This window comes from Haliea atlantica, assembly GCF_054779855.1.
The window spans coordinates 182,912-199,727 of record NZ_BAAGXL010000007.1 but is presented as its reverse complement, the minus strand read 5'-3'; the positions used below and the strand labels follow the sequence as shown (position 1 = coordinate 199,727).

Annotated in this window: 16 protein-coding genes; 12 read left to right on the top strand and 4 right to left on the bottom strand. The window is 65.6% G+C overall.

Annotated features, from left to right (window positions below):
• Positions 1 to 37: 37 nt before the first annotated feature.
• On the top strand, positions 38 to 1,177 hold the full coding sequence (locus ACYVGS_RS08845) for a GGDEF domain-containing protein (RefSeq protein ID WP_460588313.1): 1,140 nt from the start codon (positions 38 to 40) through the stop codon (positions 1,175 to 1,177).
• 42 nt (positions 1,178 to 1,219) lie between these two features.
• On the opposite strand, the gene ACYVGS_RS08840 is transcribed toward ACYVGS_RS08845, so the two are convergent.
• On the bottom strand, positions 1,220 to 2,440 hold the full coding sequence (locus tag ACYVGS_RS08840) for a cation:proton antiporter (protein ID WP_460588312.1): 1,221 nt from the start codon (positions 2,438 to 2,440) through the stop codon (positions 1,220 to 1,222).
• 68 nt (positions 2,441 to 2,508) lie between these two features.
• Between ACYVGS_RS08840 and ACYVGS_RS08835 the strand changes: the two genes are divergently transcribed.
• From ACYVGS_RS08835 to ACYVGS_RS08800, 8 genes are all read left to right on the top strand, one after another.
• A complete protein-coding gene (locus ACYVGS_RS08835; protein WP_460588311.1) occupies positions 2,509 to 3,732 on the top strand; it encodes an acyl-CoA dehydrogenase family protein in 1,224 nt (407 codons plus the stop codon).
• Between the two features lie 9 nt (positions 3,733 to 3,741).
• Positions 3,742 to 4,881 carry an acyl-CoA dehydrogenase family protein gene (locus tag ACYVGS_RS08830; RefSeq protein WP_460588310.1) on the top strand — a complete coding sequence of 380 codons (1,140 nt, stop codon included), beginning with the start codon at positions 3,742 to 3,744 and terminating at the stop codon, positions 4,879 to 4,881.
• Between the two features lie 23 nt (positions 4,882 to 4,904).
• Positions 4,905 to 6,155, top strand: a complete 1,251-nt coding sequence (locus ACYVGS_RS08825; RefSeq protein WP_460588309.1) for an acyl-CoA dehydrogenase family protein — start codon at positions 4,905 to 4,907, stop codon at positions 6,153 to 6,155.
• A gap of 53 nt (positions 6,156 to 6,208) precedes the next feature.
• Positions 6,209 to 6,673, top strand: coding sequence for a MaoC family dehydratase (locus ACYVGS_RS08820; protein ID WP_460588308.1), 465 nt, complete (start codon positions 6,209 to 6,211; stop codon positions 6,671 to 6,673).
• A 69-nt stretch (positions 6,674 to 6,742) separates the two neighbouring features.
• Positions 6,743 to 7,663, top strand: a complete 921-nt coding sequence (locus ACYVGS_RS08815; RefSeq protein WP_460588307.1) for an SDR family oxidoreductase — start codon at positions 6,743 to 6,745, stop codon at positions 7,661 to 7,663.
• Positions 7,664 to 7,719: 56 nt separating this feature from the next.
• Complete coding sequence (locus ACYVGS_RS08810; RefSeq protein WP_460588306.1) at positions 7,720 to 8,697, top strand: NADPH:quinone oxidoreductase family protein; 978 nt, start codon at positions 7,720 to 7,722, stop codon at positions 8,695 to 8,697.
• A gap of 81 nt (positions 8,698 to 8,778) precedes the next feature.
• Complete coding sequence (locus ACYVGS_RS08805) at positions 8,779 to 9,945, top strand: iron-containing alcohol dehydrogenase (RefSeq protein WP_460588305.1); 1,167 nt, start codon at positions 8,779 to 8,781, stop codon at positions 9,943 to 9,945.
• Entirely contained in the window at positions 9,942 to 10,373 is a 432-nt protein-coding gene (locus ACYVGS_RS08800) for an acyl-CoA thioesterase (protein WP_460588304.1), read from the top strand. Before ACYVGS_RS08805 ends, ACYVGS_RS08800 begins: the two co-directional genes overlap by 4 nt.
• 10 nt (positions 10,374 to 10,383) lie before the next feature.
• Here ACYVGS_RS08800 and ACYVGS_RS08795 read toward each other — a convergent pair whose 3' ends face one another.
• Positions 10,384 to 11,028, bottom strand: a complete 645-nt coding sequence (locus tag ACYVGS_RS08795; RefSeq protein ID WP_460588303.1) for a TetR family transcriptional regulator — start codon at positions 11,026 to 11,028, stop codon at positions 10,384 to 10,386.
• Between the two features lie 192 nt (positions 11,029 to 11,220).
• Between ACYVGS_RS08795 and ACYVGS_RS08790 the strand changes: the two genes are divergently transcribed.
• The 3 genes from ACYVGS_RS08790 (at position 11,221) to ACYVGS_RS08780 (ending at position 14,711) form a co-directional block, all read left to right on the top strand.
• Positions 11,221 to 12,426, top strand: coding sequence for a sulfotransferase family protein (locus ACYVGS_RS08790; RefSeq protein WP_460588302.1), 1,206 nt, complete (start codon positions 11,221 to 11,223; stop codon positions 12,424 to 12,426).
• Complete coding sequence (locus ACYVGS_RS08785; protein ID WP_460588301.1) at positions 12,413 to 13,795, top strand: hypothetical protein; 1,383 nt, start codon at positions 12,413 to 12,415, stop codon at positions 13,793 to 13,795. Before ACYVGS_RS08790 ends, ACYVGS_RS08785 begins: the two co-directional genes overlap by 14 nt.
• A 76-nt stretch (positions 13,796 to 13,871) precedes the next feature.
• Entirely contained in the window at positions 13,872 to 14,711 is an 840-nt protein-coding gene (locus ACYVGS_RS08780; protein WP_460588300.1) for an SDR family NAD(P)-dependent oxidoreductase, read from the top strand.
• A 43-nt stretch (positions 14,712 to 14,754) separates the two neighbouring features.
• Here ACYVGS_RS08780 and ACYVGS_RS08775 read toward each other — a convergent pair whose 3' ends face one another.
• Both ACYVGS_RS08775 and ACYVGS_RS08770 read right to left on the bottom strand, forming a co-directional pair.
• Positions 14,755 to 15,966, bottom strand: a complete 1,212-nt coding sequence (locus ACYVGS_RS08775) for an MFS transporter (protein WP_460588299.1) — start codon at positions 15,964 to 15,966, stop codon at positions 14,755 to 14,757.
• A complete protein-coding gene (locus ACYVGS_RS08770) occupies positions 15,963 to 16,787 on the bottom strand; it encodes an SDR family NAD(P)-dependent oxidoreductase (protein ID WP_460588298.1) in 825 nt (274 codons plus the stop codon). Before ACYVGS_RS08770 ends, ACYVGS_RS08775 begins: the two co-directional genes overlap by 4 nt.
• Positions 16,788 to 16,816: the final 29 nt, after the last annotated feature.

The window sequence follows — 16,816 nt, the reverse complement described above, 5'->3', positions numbered from 1 at the left end:
TGCCAATACTGTCGGTTGTAACTCCGAGGGCTGGCGCGTGACCCTGCATCTCCCAACGCTGTTTTTTGCGATCACGCTGAATTCCCTGGTCTGTGTACTGGTCCTGTTTCTGGTATGGCGGATCAATCGGGACGTTCCCGGCGTGTTTCAGTGGTGGCTGGCCCTGCTGCTCAATGCCCTGGGCTTTCTGCTGGTCAGCATTGTCGCGCCGGGCGCGGAGCGCGCGATACCCGAGCTGGTCTGGCTTAGCAATCTGCTGACCATGATGGCCACCGCCCTGATCCTGGAGGGGAGCCTGCGCTTCCGCGGCTGCTCTGCAGGCTATCCCCGACTGCCGCTGCTGATTGGTGTGTGCGTGCTGGCGGCCGTGCCGCTGTGGTGGGTGCGTGGCACGGAGCAGCGTTTCCTGATTATCGACTTGCTCGGCCTGGTTTTTCTCGGCCTCTCGGCAGTGGCCATGGTGTGGCGGCCCCGGGATAGGGAGGAGTGGCGGGCCCACGGCCTGGCTGCGCTGTTTCTGCTGTTTTTGTCCCTGCTCTTTGTGCTTCGCTGGTTGAGCGTGGCGCTGCCCGACTGGCAACCCTTCGGGCGCCGGTTGGTGTCCCTGCCGCTGGTGTTCAGCGCCATTTTCCTGTTTGTGATGGGCTGGACCTACAGTGTTATTGTCGCCTGCTACTTTCGCGTCAACCAGCGGGCCCAGGCCCTCGCCAGGCTCGACCCCCTGACCGGCCTGCCGAATCGGCGCAGTATCGACGAGACCCTGGCGGCGAGCCTGGAGCGCGCCCGACGGACCGCACAGCCCTTTGCCGTAGTCATCATCGATCTCAATCTGTTCAAGGCCATCAACGACCGCCTCGGCCACGCGACCGGTGACGGCCTGCTGCTCGCAGTTGCCGACCGCCTGCGCGATTTCCTGCGCGGCAGCGACTTTGCCGGCCGGCTGGGGGGTGATGAGTTCCTGCTGATTTTGCACGGCGTCGACGACCAGCAGGCCGGCGTCGCCGCGGCCCAGCGCCTGCGGGATCGTGTACTGGGTGCGGTCTCGGTGAATGGCCACCGGCTGCAGATCAGTGCCGGTATCGGTCTGTCGCGCTGGCCCGAGGATGGCGACTCGGTGGACGCGCTGCTGAGCCGCGCGGACGCCAACATGTATCGGGACAAGCATCCGGGGCGCTGACTCTGGAGGTTGTGAATTGTCGGCACAGCCCGCTAGCGGGGATCAGCGGGATTCATGTGTCGGGTGCTTTTTCTTGTGCCGTTGGGCCCTGCGGGCCGCGCGGGGCAGGGGGCGGCACTCCCGGCGCAGAGCCCACCGGGTCGCCAGGGGCCCCAGTAGCTCGAAGATCACGGTGGAGGCCAGCACCATGGTCAGTATCACCTGGCCTTCCCCTGCAAGATTCTGACTGGCGGTGAGTGCCATGGCGACGGCGACGCCGGCCTGGGGCAGCAGGGCGCTACCGCTGTGCAGCCCGGTGCGTGCCGTGGTACCGGTGAGCAGGCCGATCGTGAGGCCGCCACTGACCTTGCCAAGGGTGCGCAACAGCATGTAGGCCGCCCCCAGCAGTCCGCCGGCCAGCAGCGAATCCAGCTGCAGCGAGGCGCCGGCAAGAATGAAGAACAGCATCAGGAAGGGCCACTGGATACCCTCGATGGCGTGAAAGGGGCGCTTGTGGTGGCTGGCCAGGTTGGCCACCGTGGCGCCCATGACAATGGCCGCCAGCAGGTGGGAGACCTCCCAGCGCATCGCCAGGCCGGCGCACAGGAAGACCAGACCCAGGGCCTCGATCAGCAGCGGCTCACCGCGGCGGATCCGGCCGGTCAGGAAGGCCATGGGCAGGCCGATCATCAGGCCGAGCAGAACCGCGCCGGCAATTTCCCAGAGACCCGCTGCCAGCACGGCGTGCCCGTTGCTGGCGCTGCTGCCGATGGCTACAACCAGGGCGAGACTGAAAATGAGCAGTCCCCAGGCGTCGTCCAGCGCCACGATGCCCAGCAGAAGTCGGCCAAAGGGACTGCGGTCATCGCGCTCCTCCAGCAGGACATCGGCCGTGGCCGCCGGATCGGTGGCGGTGGCAATGGCACCCAGGGTCACGGCAATCACCAAACCCTGGCCCACCGCCAGCAGGCCTCCGCAGACGACCAGGAAAGTGACCAGGGCAATGCCCAGGGAGAGCCAGAGAATCTGTCGGCCCTGCTGCTGGAACAGGTCGCGGGTCAGGGAGCCGCCAATCAGGAAGCCGAGCATGACCAGTGCCATGTCGGCGATCATCGGGAACAGCTGCTCGCGATAGCCCGCGAACCAGTCCATGCCGGTAGGGCCGATGGCGACGCCCGCCAGGATCAGCAGAGTGACTCGTGGCAGCCGGGTGCGCAGGCCGATGTAGTGGGCCACAAGGCCCAGAAGAAGGAATGCCGCCAGAGCAATGAAAAGATCCGCCATGGCCCATTCTGCGCAATCGAGCGACGATGCACAATCGGGCATTCTTGTCAGTCAGCAAAACATACTGTATGTTCAAATCCGGAATGACCCGCACGGAAAAGCAGGAGAAGAAGGTGGCGGATCTGGACGCTTTCCGCGCCGAAGTGCGCGAGTGGCTTGAGGCCAACTGCCCGGCGAGCATGCGCGAGCCGGTCCGCGGCTTCGAGGACATCTACATGGGGGGACGCAAACCGGAGGTCCGTCACCCCGACCAGCCCTTGTGGTGCCAGCGCATGGCGCAGCGTGGCTGGACCGTGCCCCACTGGCCCGTGGAATACGGTGGCGCCGGGCTCGACCGCGACCGGGTCAAGGTACTGCGTCAGGAAATGGACCGCATCAATGCCCGCAGTCCTCTCGAAAGCTTTGGCATTTCCATGCTGGGGCCGGCGCTGCTCAAGTTCGGCAGTGAGGCGCAGAAGCGCGAACACCTGCCGCCGATCGCCCGCGGCGAAATCCGCTGGTGCCAGGGCTACTCGGAGCCCAACGCGGGCTCTGATCTCGCCAGTCTGCAGACCCGCGCCGAGGACTGTGGCGACCACTACCGGATCAACGGCCAGAAGATCTGGACCTCCTACGCCGACAAGGCCGACTGGATTTTCTGCCTGGTGCGTACCGACAGCAGTGGCAGCAAGCACGAGGGGATCAGCTTCATCCTCTTCGATATGGCCAGCGAGGGGGTGAGCACTCGCCCCATCCGCCTGATCAGCGGAGCCTCGCCCTTCTGTGAAACCTTCTTCGATAATGTCCGCGCCTGGAAGAAAGACCTGGTGGGCGAGCCCGGCAAGGGCTGGAGCATTGCCAAATATCTGCTGACCCACGAGCGGGAAATGATCTCCGCCTTTGGCACCGCCCCGAGGCAGTCACTCGGAGACGCCGCGCTCGCACACTTCGGCCGCGACGCCCAGGGCCGTCTGGACAGCCCGGTACTGCGCACGGACATTGCCCGCTACCAGCTGGACTCCCTGGCTTTTTCCGCGACGATGGAGCGCGTCGGCGATGAAGTCAAGGCCGGGCAAGGCCTGGGGGCGGCCTCCTCGATCTTCAAATACTACGGCACCGAGCTCAACAAGCGGCGCCATGAACTCAACCTGGCCATTGACGGGGAACCGGCCCTCGGCTGGTCGGGGGAGGTCTACGACGGGGGCGTGGTGTGCCGCGACTGGTTGCGCTCCAAGGGCAACTCCATCGAGGGGGGCACCTCGGAAATCCAGCTCAACATCATTGCCAAGCGCGTGCTTGGCCTGCCGGACTGAGGGGCGCGCATGGCACTGGTATTGAGTGAAGAGCAGCAAATGTTGCGGGAGTCTGCCCGGGGCCTGCTGGCCTCCCGGGCCGGCGTGTCGCACTTGCGCGCCCTGCGGGATGGGGGCGACCCCCTCGGCTTCGAGCCCGCAGTATGGGATGAGATTGTCGCCATGGGCTGGCCCGGGATTGCCATTGCCGAGGACTGCGGTGGACTGGGTTACGGCCATGTCGGCCTCGGCGTGGTGCTGGAAGAGGCCGGTCGCCACCTCAGCCCGACTCCCCTGCAGTCGGCGGTGCTGATTGGCGCAAGCGCGCTCGACCGGCTGGCGACGAAGGCCCAGCGCCAGGCGCTTTTGCCAGCCGTTGTTGCCGGGGAGCGGCGGCTCGCCCTGGCATTGCAGGAGGGCGCCCACCACGCCCCGGAAAATACCGCGTCGCCGGCGCGTCGCGAGGGGCGGGGCTGGCGTCTGAGCGGCAGTAAACGCCTGGTGCTGGGCGCGCCGGGAGCCACGGACTTTCTGGTGATTGCCCGCAGCGATGGCCAGCCCGGGGACAGGTCGGGCCTGAGTGCCTTCCTGGTGCCCGCGGACGCGCCGGGGCTGCAGGTGGAGCCGCGCAGCCTGGTGGACAGCGGCCCGGCGGGCGCCCTGCGATACGCCGATCTGCAGCTCGGTGACGAAGCCCTCCTGGGCAGCCCCGGGGGTGCCTGGCAGGGGCTGGAAACTGCCCTCGATATCGCCAACATTGGCCTGGCGGCGGAATTGCTCGGCTTGTCCACCGAGGCCTTCGAGCGCACCGTGGCATATCTGCGGGAGCGCAAGCAGTTTGGCCGCCCGATCGGCAGCTTCCAGGGGCTGCAGCACCGCGCTGCGGAGCTTTACGCGGAGCTGGAACTGGCCCGCTCCCTGGTGCTCAAGGCCCTGCAGGCCATCGATGCCGGCGATCCGCAGCTTTCCCTGCTGGCCAGTGCCTGCAAGGCGAAGCTCTGTGAGGTCGCCCAGCGCGCGACCAACGAGGCGATCCAGATGCACGGTGGCATTGGCATGACGGATGAATTTGATATCGGCTTCTTTATCAAGCGGGCGCGTCTTGTCCAGCATTGCTTCGGGGACTATAACTACCACCTCGACCGCTATGCCCGCCTCAGTGGATTCTGACAATAGCTAACAAGGGGAACTGCATGGATCTGGGCGTCAGTGAAAAGGTTCGGCCGCTGCTGGCACAGGTGAAAGCCTTTGTGCAGGATGAAATCCTGCCTCTGGAGGAGGCGTATCTGGCGGAAATCCCGGTCGGTGACCGCTGGCAGTTCACGCCCCGACAGAGCGAGATTCTCGAGGGGCTCAAGGACAAGGCGCGCAGCGCCGGGCTGTGGAACTTCTTCCTGACCGATGGCGAACACGGCTCCGGCCTGAATACGGTGGAATACGCCTACCTGGCTGAGGAAATGGGCAAGTCCCACCTTGCGGCCGAGGTGTTCAACTGTTCGGCTCCGGACACCGGCAATATGGAGGTGCTGCACAAGTACGGCAGCGAGGCACAGAAGCGCCAGTGGCTGGAACCCCTTCTCAATGGGGAGATCCGCTCCGCCTTTGCCATGACCGAACCCGGGGTGGCCTCCTCCGATGCCACCAACATCTCCACTCGCGCCGAGCTGGATGGCGACGAGTGGGTGATCAACGGGGAGAAGCACTATATTTCAGGTGCCGGCGACCCCCGCTGCAAGGTCATGATCGTGATGGTCAAGACCGACCCGGAGGCGCCCAAGCACCTGCAGCAATCGCAGATCCTGGTGCCCATGGGCAGCCCCGGTGTCGAAAACCTGCGCCCGATGCTGGTGTTCGGCCAGGACGATGCGCCCCACGGCCACATGCACCAGCGTTTCACCAATGTCCGGGTGCCCCGGGAGAATGTCATCCTGGGCCCGGGTCGCGGCTTCGAGATCGCCCAGGGCCGGCTGGGGCCGGGTCGCATCCATCACTGCATGCGTGCCATCGGGGCCGCGGAGCGGGCGCTGCAGCTGCTCTGCGAGCGGGCGGTTTCACGCACGGCTTTCGGCAAGCCCCTGGCTCGGCTGGGTGGCAACATCGACATCATTGCCAACGCCCGCATGGATATTGAAATGGCCCGCCTGCTGACCCTGAAGACGGCCTGGATGATGGACCACCGTGACGCCAAGGAGGCGCGGGTGTGGATTTCCATGATCAAGACCGCGGTGCCCAATGTCTCCATTCGCATCGTCGACGAGGCGATCCAGGTCTTCGGGGCACTGGGCATCTCCCAGGATACGCCGCTTGCGGGCCTGTACGTGGCCCAGCGCAGCCTGCGTCTGGCAGACGGACCCGATGCCGTGCATCGCATGGTGGTGGGGCGCCACGAACTCAAAGGCTATACCGGGCAGGGCGAGGTCAACGCGACTTTCCGCGATGGCTGAAACCCTGTGTTGACCACACATCACAAGTATCTTGAAAACGGGGGATTTCGCGCATGTCCATGAAAGTGGTACCCAAGGAAGAGCTGGTCAATCAGGTGGGTTTGAAACTGGAACCCGGTCCCTGGGTCACCCTGGATCAGCCACGCATCAACCAGTTCGCCGATGTCACGGAGGACCACCAGTTTATCCACGTCGACGAGGAAAAAGCTGCCGGTACACCCTTTGGCGGCACCATCGCCCACGGCTTCCTGACCTTGTCCCTGCTGCCCAGACTCTGCGAAGGTAACGGGGTGATGCCGGAAAAGGTGCTGATGGGCATCAATTACGGCTTCGACAAGGTGCGCTTCCTGGCGCCGGTGCGCGCCGGCAAGCGGGTACGTGCCCACGGGGAGATCACGGGAGTGGAAGCCAAAGACGGTGACCGTTTCCTGATTCGCCAGCAGGTTAGCGTTGAGATCGAGGGCGAGGAGACCCCGGCCCTGGTGGCCGAGTGGCTGACCATGGTGGTCGCCGGTTAGGCTGGCGCGCCGATTGTCTGCCCGCTAGCAGCCTTCTACCCAGCCAAGGAATTCAAAGGGAGAGCAAGCATGACAATTCGTTATGACGGCAAGGTGGCCATCGTCACGGGCGCGGGCCACGGCCTGGGCCGCAGCCACGCACTGGAGCTGGCAAAACGCGGCGCCAAGGTGGTAGTCAATGACCTGGGTGGTGCCAAGGACGGCACCGGGGCGTCCAGCGAGGCGGCCCGCAGTGTGGTGGCGGAAATCGAGGCCGCCGGTGGCGAGGCCATTGCCAATGGCGCCAATGTGGCGGACTACACCGAGGTGGAATCCATGGTCCAGCAAACGATGGACCAGTGGGGGCGGGTCGACATCCTGGTCAACAACGCCGGGATCCTGCGCGACAAGAGTTTCCACAAGGGTTCCCTGGAGGATTTCCGCCTGGTCATCGACGTACACCTGATGGGCACGGTGAACTGCACCAGGGCCGTCTGGGAGATCATGCGCGAGCAGAATTACGGCCGCATTGTGGTGACGACTTCATCCAGCGGGCTCTACGGCAACTTCGGCCAGAGCAACTACGGTGCCGCCAAGATGGGCGTAATCGGCATGATGAACACGCTGGTCCAGGAGGGCGCCAAGTACAACATCCGCGTGAATGCACTGGCGCCCACTGCGGGCACGCGGATGACCGAGGGTTTGCTGCCGGAGAAGGCCTTTGAATTGCTGACTCCGGAGACGGTAACCCCGGCGGTGCTCTACCTGGTGAGTGAGAATGCCCCCAACCGCACCATCCTGGCCGCCGGTGCAGGGGCGTTTGCCGTGGCTCGCATTGTCGAGACCGAGGGCATGTGGTTGCCGCCGGAAGAACAGACGCCGGAGGCAATTGCCGCCCACTGGGAGCGTATTAGCGAACGCGGTGGCGAGCGGGAACTGACCGCCGGCTTTGAGCAGAGCACCAAGATGGTCAGCCAGGCGGCGGCAGGTATGGGCATCAAGCTCGATTGAAAAGGATATTTTGGACCCCGCTCCCGCGCGAGTGGGGTCCCTGACAGGAGCAAGACATGAAAGCAGTGGTCTGCAAGGAACACGGCCTGCCCGACAAGCTGGTGCTGGAAACCGACTGGCCGGACCCCGAGATTGGCGACCAGGAGGTGCTGATCGAGGTCAAGGCCGCGGGCCTGAACTTCCCCGACGTGCTGATTATCCAGAACAAGTACCAGACCCAGCCGGACCTGCCCTTTATTCCCGGTGCTGAGTGTGCCGGGGTGGTGGCTGCGGTGGGTAGCGGGGTGAGCCGCTTCAAGCCCGGTGACAAGGTGATTTCGATGGGGGCCCACGGGGCCTTCTGCTCGAAGATTGCCGCCGATCAGAGCGCGGTATTTCCGATGCCCGAGGGGCTCAGTTTTGAGCAGGCGGCCGGGGTGGCGATTACCTATTTCACCTCCTACCACGCCCTTCGCCAGCGCGCGGATATCCAGCCCGGGGAGACCCTGCTGGTCCTCGGCGCCGCCGGTGGGGTGGGCATTACGGCGGTGGAGCTGGGCAAGCTCTTCGGCGCCCGGGTCATCGCGGCCGCCAGTTCCGACGAAAAGCTCGACGTGTGCCGGCAGATGGGAGCCGACGAGGTTATCAATTACAGCCGCGAGTCCCTCAAGGACCGGGTCAAGGAACTCACCGGGGGGCGCGGCGTGGATGTGGTCTACGACCCGGTGGGTGGCGACTTCTCCGAGCAGGCCCTGCGCAGCATGGCCTGGAAGGGGCGCTTCCTGGTGATCGGTTTCGCCAGCGGCCCGATTCCGAAGGTGCCGCTCAACCTGGCTCTGCTCAAGGGCTGCGCCATTGTCGGCGTGTTCTGGGGCCGCTTCATGGCCGAGGAGCCCGAGGTGAACCGGCAGAATATTCACGAACTCTGGGAACTGTTCGCCCAGGGCAAGCTGAAGCCGGTGGTCACCGACCTGTTCCCGCTGGAGGACTACGAGGCCGCCTATGCCTGCATGATGGAGCGCCGGGCGCGCGGCAAGGTAATCCTGACCCTCTAGCAGGCAGGACAGGATACGCCCGCGGCCGCAGAACGGCCGGGGTTGGGCGGGCCCGTGCATCGTTGGAAAAGGGAGGTGGCCATGCAGTCCTTCGTCTTTAACACCACACCGCGGCTGGTCTGTGCGCCCGGCAGTGCCCTGGAACTGGCACCCCTCCTGGCTGACCTGGGCGCCCGCCGCCCCCTGCTGGTCACGGACCCGGGGCTGGTCAAGATCGGCCTGCTGGCACCGCTACAGGCGGCGCTGGAGGCTGCCGGGACAACTGCGATCCTTTTCGACCGGGTGCAGGAAGACCCGCCGGAGTCGGTGGTGGAGGCCGCCGTGTCACTGGGGCGCAGGGAACAGGTGGATGCCGTGGTAGCGGTTGGCGGCGGCAGCTCGATGGACGTGGCCAAGGTGGTGGCGGTGTTGTTGGGTGATGGCGGGCAGGAGCTGGCGGCGCTTTACGGGGTCGATCAGGTTCGCGGCGCGCGCCTGCCCCTGGTGCTGGTGCCGACGACCGCAGGGACGGGCTCGGAGGTGACTCCCGTGGCGGTGATTACCACCGGTGCCACGACCAAGGCGGGGGTGTCCTCGCGGCTTCTGCTGCCCGACGTCGCGGTGCTGGACGCCGACCTGACGCTGGGCCTGCCGCCCCGGGTCACGGCGATGACCGGGATCGACGCCATGGTGCACGCCATCGAGGCCTACACCTCCCGGGTGAAGAAGAACCCGATGTCCGACCACCTGGCCTGGGAGGCCCTGCGGCTTCTTTCCGCCAACCTGCGCCTTGCTGTCACCCGGGGGCATGACCGGGATGCGCGCGCCGGCATGCTGCTGGGGGCCTGCCTCGCCGGGCAGGCCTTCGCCAATGCACCGGTTGCGGCGGTGCACGCGCTGGCCTACCCCCTCGGCGGCCACTACCACATTCCCCACGGTCTGAGTAATTCCCTGGTGCTGCCCGCGGTGCTGGATTTCAATCTGCCCGCCGCCGCACCGTTGTACGCGGAACTCGCTACCCTCGTGGCGCCGAATGTCACTGGCAGTGACGAGGCCCGCGCTATGGCCCTGCGGGACTTCCTGGTCGCCTTGATCGCGGCGGTGTCGCTGCCTGCGACCCTGGCAGAAGCGGGGGTGCCGAGAGAGGATCTGGCCATGCTGGCGGAGGACGCCATGCTGCAGCAGCGTCTGCTGGTCAACAATCCCCGCGAGCTGAGTCGCGAGGATGCCCTGGCGATTTACACCGCGGCCTGGGGGAAAGCCGCATGAGTCCTCGGCCCGATCGCGATGCCTACCGTGTCTTCTACCCGCTCAACACGCGCTGGTCGGACAATGACATCTATGGCCATATCAACAACGTGGTCTACTACAGTTATTTCGACTCCGTCGCCAATCGCTACCTGATCGAGACGGGGGGGCTGGATATCGCCGCGGCGGAGATCGTAGGCTATGTGGTGAATTCGGGCTGTGACTACCACGCGCCGGCGGCCTACCCGGATGCGCTGGAGGGCGGCCTGCGCGTGGACCGCCTGGGCAACAGCTCGGTGCAGTACGGTATCGCCATTTTCCGGGCCGGTGAACGGGAAGCCCTGGCGCATGGGCATTTCGTGCACGTGTTTGTCGAGCGTGCCAGCAACCGTGCGGTGCCGATTCCCGCGCCCCTGCGCAAGGCGCTGGAAGCAATAGCCGTGGGCTAGTGGGCTGAGCCTATTTCAAGAGATATCGCAGCAGCAGGGTCAGCACTTCCTCCCGAAACGCCGGCTCTTCCAGGACTTCGGGGCGCTCGGTCAGGGCCGCCTGCAGGGTCGCGTCCAGACTGCGACGGGCGATAAAGGCCATGGTTTCGATCTCCCCCTCGCGCAGGCATTCCCGGTGCTGGCGCAGCAGGTGGGGGAACCAGCGCTCCCAGGACGGATTGGCCAGGGACTGGGTAAACTCGTTGACCCGGGCCCGGATATCCAGGCTTTGCTGATACTGAAGGTAAAACTCCGGGTGCATGCGATAGAGTTGCAGCAGCAGGGCAATTTCCTGGTCGATAATTGCCGCCAGGGTGGCCTCCAGGCCCTGTTGTGTCAGTCGGTCGATCCGCGGGAACTCCTCGGCCATGCCGGCCACCAGCTCGCGCATGGCATTCTCGTAGACCTCCGCCAGCACGGCCTCCTTGTTGGGGAAATACTGGTAAAGGGACGCGATGTTGACCCCGGCGACGTCGGCGATGCGCTGGGTGGTCAGGCGGTCGGCGCCCTCCTGTTCGAGGATGCGGATGCAGGCCTCACGGATGGCCTCCACCAGCGCGCGCGACCGCTGCTGCCGGGGGCGCTTGCGCGGGCGGGGCAGCCCGGGGTCGCTCACGTGCGGCCCCGGCGACGTCGCCACGGTGTGTTAACAGAAATGTAAGTGCGCCCGAGCGACATTTTTTGTTGCCCCTGAAATTCCTTGAAAAACAAAAGCCTGCAGCTCTCCCGCTGGGGCCGGAATCGCAGTTGTCCGGCGCCGCCAGTGGCGTAGAGTAGCGCATGATTCCACAAGCACAGACTCGCTTCCATGTACTTTGACTTCGATTACTATTTTCGCCTGCTGCGCCATGTCTGGAACCTGAAGCACTGGCCGGGCCGCTGGCGCCTGCTTGCCCGCCTGCTGCTGGTGACGCCGCCGGTGACCCTGTTTCATACCCTGTGCTTCCTGCTCGACTACCTGCTGTTCCCCAGCCTGTGGCGGCAGCCGGTGCGTACGCCGGTGTTTATTGTCGGCCACGCCCGTAGCGGGACGACTCTCATGCACCGCCTGATGTCCGCCGATGGAGACCGCTTCAGCTATTTTCTGTATTGGGAAACCCTGTTTCCCTCGCTGCTGCAGAAGAAGGTTATCCGCTGGCTGGGCAGGGTGGACCAGGCGCTCCTGGGCGGAATGTTCTTCCGCCGTCTGAAGGCCTGGGATGATCGCACCTTCGGGCCTTTTCGCCACATCCACAACATGAGCCTGTGGAATTCCGAAGAAGACCAGTTTGCCATGCGGGCGGCCTTTGTCACCCAGCAATGGGCGACGGACCTGCCGGTGATGGATGTGCTCGACCTGTTTCACCTCGACCAGATGCCGAAAAAACGCCGTCGCTGGATGCATCACTACCGCGAGCTGGTCAAACGCCAGCTGCTGCTGAATGGCGGTGACCGCACTCATTTGAGCAAAAACCCCGTGATGAGCGGTTGGGTGGGCTCGATCATCGAGACCTTCCCCGATGCACGTATCGTGGTGATGTTGCGCGATCCGGCCCAGTGCGTGCCCAGCCTGCTCAAACTGGTAGAAAAGTCCTGGAAGGCCCGGGGCTGGAAACCGGCGGACTACCAGGCCTCCCTCGACCTGCTGCTGCAGACCTCCTTCGAGAGCTTTCACAATCCAGCCCAGCAACTGGCCCGCTACCCCGAGGTGCCGCGCGCCATTGTCGATTACCGCGAGCTGACTGCCCGGCCCCGGGAGACCGTGCACGAAGTTTATCGACAGTTGGGCTTTGATGTCGGGTCGGAGTTTGACGCCTTCCTGCAGGCGAACGCCGAGCGGGAGAAAAAGCATCACTCGAAGTTCGAATACAGCCTGGGTGACTATCGCATTACCGCCGATCAGCTCGAGGCCGAGCTGGGCGAGTTCTACCGACAATACGAATGGCCCCGTGCTGGCGCCACGCAGGGCGATCAAGCCGCCGCGGGTGCCCAGCAGCATTCACAACAAGGAGAAAGAGACCGTGTCGCACCCTGAAAGCAGTCCACAAACTCGCGCCGCACTGCGCACCGCCTTCGACGACATGATCCAGTGCTTCCAGGAGGCGCGTGATGCCATCGATACGCCAGAGCTCTATCCGCCGCCGCCGACTGACCGCAACCTGGCGGAGGGCTACCGCTATGTGCTGGGCTTCATGCTCAACGGCATCGAGCGTGCCCTTGCCGATCCGCTTTATCCGCGTTTCCGCCGGGCCATCCAGCCGATGAACCGCTCCACCATCGACAATGCCGACGGGGTCTACCTGGGCGTGGAAATCGATGGCAACTACAGCTACCGGGTGCGCGGCCGCGCGCTGGACAGCCGTCACTGGCGCGGCGAGGCCCCTGCCGAGGGCAAGACGGCGCCCCAGTACGTGATTTTCGAACTGGCCAGCGGCTACTCCGGTGACAGCGGAAAACTGTCGGAAATGCAGCCGGGCACCCGCATCAACACCAGTACCCTCGACAGCACCAAACTGCAGGTCGCGGAAGATGGCAGTTTCGAGATCCTGATTGCCCCGGAAAAACCCGAGGGCTACAGCGGCAACTTCATGGCCAGCAAGCGCACCAGCCGCGGGGTGGAGCACGTCGGCAGATTCCTCACCTGCCGCGAGCTGTTCCACGATTGGGAACACCAGGACCTGCTCGACCTGGAGATCCTGCGTATCGGCTGCGAGCACGAGCCGCGGCCGCCCATCGACCCCGAGGGGGCCATGCACATGCTGCGCGAGGTGGGTCGCATTGCCCGCAACCAGGTGCATTTCTGGAACGCTTTCAACACCATCACCCTGGAAACCTACGGCAAGGTGCCGGGGGGTGTCAGTGAGCGCATGGGGCTGGAGGGGCCTTTCATGCCGGTGAACGACATGAACCCGCCCAACGCCCTGGGCATTGCCACCGGCGGCGGGCAGAGCAGCAATGTCTACGCCGGCGGGACCTACCTGCTGGAGGATGACGAGGCCCTGGTGATCGAGACCCGGACGCCCGTCGAGCCCCACTTCCTGGGCTTCCACCTGGCCAACCTGTGGGGGGAGTCACTGGATTTCGAGAGCTACCCGAGTAATATCAATGCCCACTTCGCCGGCAAGGACCCCGACGGCGCGCGGCGCTGGGTGGTCTGTCATCGCGATCCGGGTATCGCCAACTGGGTCAGCACCACGGGCATTCCCCACGGCTACACCAGCATGCGCTGGACCTACCCGGAGCGGCCGCCGGAAGACCAGCTGCCCAGTCTCACGGTGAAGAAGGTCGCCTTCGACAGCATTCGCGAGCACATGCCCTACGCGCGGGAAGTGACACCCGAGGAGCGCGCTGCCGAGCGGCTGGTGCGCCACCGCCATGTGCAGCGTCGCTACCGGCAGTACTGATACATCGCTGGACGCGCTGCCTCTGGCCGGTGGCAGCGCCCCGCGCGCAGGATTCGAATAAACAGGGAGAGGGAATATGGGACAACTGAGTGGAAAGACGGCGCTGATCACCGGCGGCAGCCGCGGTATCGGGCGCGCCATCGCGACCCGCTTTGCCGCCGAGGGTGCCGCCGTGGTGCTGGTGGCCTCGCGCCTGGGTGCCCACGGCAACTTGCCGGGCACGCTGGAGGAGGCAGTGGCGGAAATCAATGCCAGCGGTGGACGCGCGGCAGCCGAAGTCTGCAGCCTGCTGGAACTGGCGGCGCGGGCCGATCTGGTGGCCCGAGCCGCCAGTCATTTCGGGCCGATTGATATCCTGGTCAACAATGCCGCCATGCAGTACCCCGGCATGCCCAGCGAGATCTCCACCGACCACCGCAACAAGATGTACGACCTGAACCTCAACGTGCCCATTGAGCTGGTCCAGCAGGCCCTGCCCGGCATGCGTGAGCGGGGCGAGGGCTGGATCCTGAATATCAGCAGCGCCACGGTGGACCAGCCGGTCGTGCCTTACCGTCATACCCGGGAAGCGGCCCTGGCGATCACCGCCTACGGGGCGACCAAGGCGGCTCTCAACCGCTATACCGAGGGCCTGGCCCACGAGCTGGCGCCCGAACACATCTACGTCAACACCCTGGCACCGGAAAGCATCGCCCTGACCCCCGGGGCCGAGTATGTGCGCGAGATCGCCCGGCGTTTCCCGGATATGGCCGAGCCCCTGGAGACCATGGCCGAGGCAGCCCTGGCCCTGTGCGCCGGTCGCCATGTCGGTCGCATCACCTACAGCCGTCAGTTGATCCACAGTCTGGGCCTGCCGGTGAAGAGCCTGGATGGCCGGACGATACTCGGGGACGCGTTCCTGCCGGCGGAGCCCTGATCCGCTTTGGGTGCGGTGGGCAAGGCCAACGCTCACTGCACCTTCAGGCCGACCGGCGGGCGTTGCCCTCCCGGTCCCGGGTGACCAGCAGCACCAGGGTGAGAAAGAATACCGTGGCCGAAAACAGCGGTGCCAGCGGGCCGTGCCACTGGTAGAGGGCCCCGCAGACCAGCGGCCCGATAATGAAGCCCGCGGGGGGGCAGGAGGCGACCAGCCCGGCGACACCCCCCTGTTCTTCGGGCGTCACCGCCAGGGAAGCGCCGGCGGACACCGAGGGCATGGTCAAGCCGAGCCCGGTGCCCATGAAGGCCATGCCCACGGCAACCAGGGGGAAGCGGTCCGCGGCCGCGATAATCGCCGCGCCAAACAGCAGCGCCAGCAGGCCCAGGCGGATCAGCTGCCCGGGTCCGAGGCGAACACGCTGCAGCACCGTCATCTGCACCAGGAAGGTGAAGGCCGCCGAGACCATCAGCGCCGCACCGGTCATCTGTGCGGTCTCGATGCCGGTCAGTTGCAGCTTGTCCTGGAGCAGGAAGCCCAGTGTCTGCTGTATGCCCGAGAAGCCCACGAAGACACCGACCGCCGAGACCAGCAGCCAGCGGTAGCGCGGGTCGTTGTAGCTGAGTCGCACGCGCGGCTGGTGCGCCGAGCGGTCCCGTTTGGGTGTGGGTGGCAGACCCCGCCACACCAGCAGCGCGCCCAGGGCCGCCAGCCCGGCGGCAAAGTACAGTGGGGCCAGCAGCCCGAGTGTGGCCAGGGCGCCGCTGACCGCGGGGCCGAGGATGGTGCCCAGGCTGTTGGCGGTACCCAGTCGGGCCATCGTCCGGGTGCGCTGTTCGGTGCTGCTGTTGTCCGCCGCGTAGGCGGTGGCCGAGGGGCTGCCCGCGGACATGATCAGGGCCTGCGCGCAGCGGGAACCGATCACGGCGCCGTAGAGCAGACTGCCGCTCAGGATGCCCGCCAGACCCAGCCAGAACACACTGGTGAACAGCACGGTCCCCAGGGTGTAGCCCACCAAGCCCACGATCATTACCGGTTTGCGCCCGATGCGATCCGAGAGGCGCCCCCAGAGGGGGGAGGCGAGGGCGAAGCAGAGGGAAGAGCAGGCGATGATGGAGGTGATCTGCACCTCGCGCATGCCCACCTCACGGCCCAGCGGGGCGAGGATGGCGAAGACCAGCGACTGGCCGATGGCGGTGGCCATCAGGGCGGTAATCAGCACGCCCAGCTGGCGCCAGTGCAGGCTGCCGCTCATGGTCCGCTCTTGCCCAGTCTGCCCAGCCCCGGGAGCAGGCGCGGGTAGCTGACCGGGAACAGCCGGGCCAACAAGTCGATGAAGCGCGCGTCGTTGCCGATCAGCAGCCGTGTCTGGCGACCTTCGATGGCTTTCAGAATCCGCGACGCGGCCGCTTCCGCTGTGGTACGGGCCACCGGGTCGAACATGGCAGCGCGGTCTTCTTCAGTGGCATCGGGCGGACCGCCCCGGCTGCGTCGGGCGATATTGGTCTTCACGCCCCCCGGCAGCACGCAGCACACATGCACCGTGCTCCCGGCCAGCTCCTGGCGCAGTGACTCGGTGTAGCCGCGCACGGCGAACTTGGCGGCGTTGTAGGCGGACTGGGTGGGCACGCCGATGACACCGAAAATCGAGGACAGGTTGACCAGATGGCCCCGGGGTGCCCGTTTCAGGAGTGGCAGGAAGGCTTGCGTGCCGTGCACGACGCCCCAGAAATTGATGCCCATCAGCCAGTGCTGGTCCTCGTAGCAGGCTTCGTCGACCCGTGCGCTGTAGGCGACGCCGGCGTTGTTGATCACGATGTCGACACAGCCGTACCGCTCGCCGATGGCCGCAGCCCAGGCGTCCACTGCGGCCTTGTCCGCCACATCCAGTTCGCAGGTTTCCACGCTGGCATCGGGATGCTCGAACCCGGCTACCGTCTCCGCCAGCCCGCTGCCATCAATATCGGCCAGACAGAGGTGGCAGCCCTCGCGGTTGAGCTGGCGGGCAAGGGCGCGACCAATGCCCGAGCCGGCGCCGCTGATCACCGCTCGCCGGCCTGTGCTGTAAGCGTGCATGTACCGCCCCCCGTGGGTGCTTGGTATGG

What these genes read in the sequence shown, in the direction of transcription:
- ACYVGS_RS08775 (WP_460588299.1), bottom strand. Translation starts at nt 15,966, where the DNA reads ATGAGCGGCAGCCTGCACTGGCGCCAGCTGGGCGTGCTGATTACCGCC.
- ACYVGS_RS08840 (WP_460588312.1), bottom strand. Translation starts at nt 2,440, where the DNA reads ATGGCGGATCTTTTCATTGCTCTGGCGGCATTCCTTCTTCTGGGCCTT.
- ACYVGS_RS08780 (WP_460588300.1), top strand. Translation starts at nt 13,872, where the DNA reads ATGGGACAACTGAGTGGAAAGACGGCGCTGATCACCGGCGGCAGCCGC.
- ACYVGS_RS08810 (WP_460588306.1), top strand. Translation starts at nt 7,720, where the DNA reads ATGAAAGCAGTGGTCTGCAAGGAACACGGCCTGCCCGACAAGCTGGTG.
- ACYVGS_RS08825 (WP_460588309.1), top strand. Translation starts at nt 4,905, where the DNA reads ATGGATCTGGGCGTCAGTGAAAAGGTTCGGCCGCTGCTGGCACAGGTG.
- ACYVGS_RS08800 (WP_460588304.1), top strand. Translation starts at nt 9,942, where the DNA reads ATGAGTCCTCGGCCCGATCGCGATGCCTACCGTGTCTTCTACCCGCTC.
- ACYVGS_RS08835 (WP_460588311.1), top strand. Translation starts at nt 2,509, where the DNA reads ATGTTCAAATCCGGAATGACCCGCACGGAAAAGCAGGAGAAGAAGGTG.
- ACYVGS_RS08790 (WP_460588302.1), top strand. Translation starts at nt 11,221, where the DNA reads ATGTACTTTGACTTCGATTACTATTTTCGCCTGCTGCGCCATGTCTGG.
- ACYVGS_RS08830 (WP_460588310.1), top strand. Translation starts at nt 3,742, where the DNA reads ATGGCACTGGTATTGAGTGAAGAGCAGCAAATGTTGCGGGAGTCTGCC.
- ACYVGS_RS08820 (WP_460588308.1), top strand. Translation starts at nt 6,209, where the DNA reads ATGTCCATGAAAGTGGTACCCAAGGAAGAGCTGGTCAATCAGGTGGGT.
- ACYVGS_RS08805 (WP_460588305.1), top strand. Translation starts at nt 8,779, where the DNA reads ATGCAGTCCTTCGTCTTTAACACCACACCGCGGCTGGTCTGTGCGCCC.
- ACYVGS_RS08770 (WP_460588298.1), bottom strand. Translation starts at nt 16,787, where the DNA reads ATGCACGCTTACAGCACAGGCCGGCGAGCGGTGATCAGCGGCGCCGGC.
- ACYVGS_RS08815 (WP_460588307.1), top strand. Translation starts at nt 6,743, where the DNA reads ATGACAATTCGTTATGACGGCAAGGTGGCCATCGTCACGGGCGCGGGC.